Annotated in this window: 1 protein-coding gene; it reads left to right on the forward strand. The window is 67.2% G+C overall.

The features are described from left to right. On the forward strand, nucleotides 1-378 hold a 378-nt coding region (locus ACEN88_RS34605), incomplete at both ends, for a GH39 family glycosyl hydrolase (protein ID WP_413346925.1).

Here is a 378-nt window from a genome sequence, read left to right on the forward strand (position 1 = left end):
GACACGTACATCGAACGCGGCATGAAGCCGCTGGCGCAGATCGGCTTCATGCCGGAAGCGCTGTCGCAGCGCCCGCAACCGTACCGCCACCACTGGAAGCCGGGCCCGCCCTACCCGGCGCTCTTCACCGGCTGGGCCACGCCGCCGAATGACTACGCCAGGTGGTCCGAGCTGATCTACCAATGGGTCAAGCACAGCGTGGCGCGCTATGGGCAGAAGGAAGTCGAGAGCTGGTACTGGGAAGTATGGAACGAGCCGGATCTCTCTTACCTGGTCGCGGCGGACTCGAAGCGCGAGTACTTCAAGATGTACGACTACGCGGCCGCCGCGGTGAAGCGCGCGCTGCCGGCGGCGCGCATCGGCGGGCCGCACACGGCC

This window comes from Massilia sp. CT11-108, assembly GCF_047302915.1.
GTDB lineage: Bacteria > Pseudomonadota > Gammaproteobacteria > Burkholderiales > Burkholderiaceae_D > Telluria > Telluria orientalis.